Below are 908 nucleotides of genomic sequence, written 5' to 3'. Positions count from 1 at the left end.
TTTGTAATCTCTTGTCTTTATTATCATTTGATGTTTGTACATTTCGAGAAACTTCTTTTATACGATAATAAAAAAGTATTTCATTTATGCGAAAAAATTCCTTACCGATTTCTATCATAGATAACCAAAAATCCCAATCTTCAAACCCATAAATCATATTACTGTTATAGCCTTGAGTTTGATCGAAATCCACTCTTCTAAACATGGCACTACAAAAAACCAAATTTTCTTTAAGCATTTTCTTCACTGAGAAATCATCTAAAACAAAAAGTCCATTTTTATAGCCAAAACACATACCAATACAATAAACGACATTTATTTGGCTATTTCCATCTAAAATATCGACACATTTCTCAACATAAGTCTGTTCAATCATATCGTCGCCATCTATAGGAAGAATGTAGTATCCTTTACTGTTTAAAATACCATTATTTCTTGCGTTAGAAACTCCAGAATTAGTTTGATTAATTATTTTTATATCTTCTCTTTCTTTACCTAATTTCCCCAAAAAGTCTAAAGTTATTTTTTCTGTTGAACCATCATTTATTATAATTATTTCGAGCGCTATATAAGTCTGTTTATCGATACTATTAAGACAATCCTTTAAAAATTCTCCTTGGTTATAGCAAGGAATTATAATACTAACAAGTCGTTTCAAATTAAAATCACTCCGATAGAACCTTATTTATATTTACAATTCAATAATTTCATTACTTTGTTTTCCATGATTATTTACATATGCAACTTGTAAAATCATTAAAGTGAAGAATAAAATCAATAATCTATCAAAACTATATAAATACGGATTTGTTGCATTAGATATCATAAAAGTAGAAAAACCCACCAAAAAACAAAAAGATAATTTTCCAAGTACGTCTTTGGACTTAATTAAATTGATTCCTTTAATA

General features: G+C 26.9%; 1 protein-coding gene and 1 pseudogene. Both read right to left on the bottom strand.

Translation table 11 applies throughout. The annotated features are described in order from the left end of the window. Positions 1–658: glycosyltransferase family 2 protein (locus tag A3849_RS03485; RefSeq protein WP_143191724.1), on the bottom strand; the 658-nt coding region annotated here is incomplete at its 3' end. Between the two features lie 33 nt (positions 659–691). Next, positions 692–908, bottom strand: a pseudogene (locus A3849_RS33290) (hypothetical protein); the annotation flags it as partial.

Origin of the sequence: Paenibacillus sp. P46E (assembly GCF_001909095.1) — a bacterium.
GTDB lineage: Bacteria > Bacillota > Bacilli > Paenibacillales > Paenibacillaceae > Paenibacillus_AQ > Paenibacillus_AQ helianthi.
Note: the sequence above shows the minus strand (reverse complement) of the source record. Positions and strands in the feature narration are given on the sequence as shown.